Below are 245 nucleotides of genomic sequence, written 5' to 3' on the forward strand. Positions count from 1 at the left end.
GGGTTTCCGTTGACAACAGTTGGAAGAATGTTTGGGTAAATCAGGTACCAGATCAACGCCGTGATCCCCCCAGGGGTGGCATCTGACCAAACGACGGATGGCGAGATAACCGCCACGCAAGGCACCGTATCGTGTTACCGCTTCAGCAGCATAAGACGAGCAGGTAGGGTAAAAACGACAGCGGGAGGGCAATAACGGACTGATGGCGTAGCGATAGCCGGCAATCAGCAACAGCAGTATTCGAG

At 54.3% G+C, this 245-nt stretch carries 1 protein-coding gene; it reads right to left on the reverse strand.

Annotation, left to right across the window (positions count from 1 at the left end; genetic code table 11):
* Nucleotides 1-245: membrane protein insertion efficiency factor YidD (gene yidD, locus Q4563_RS21880; RefSeq protein ID WP_303606036.1), on the reverse strand; the 245-nt coding region annotated here is incomplete at both ends.

The sequence above is a fragment of the Gilvimarinus sp. 1_MG-2023 genome, assembly GCF_030548285.1.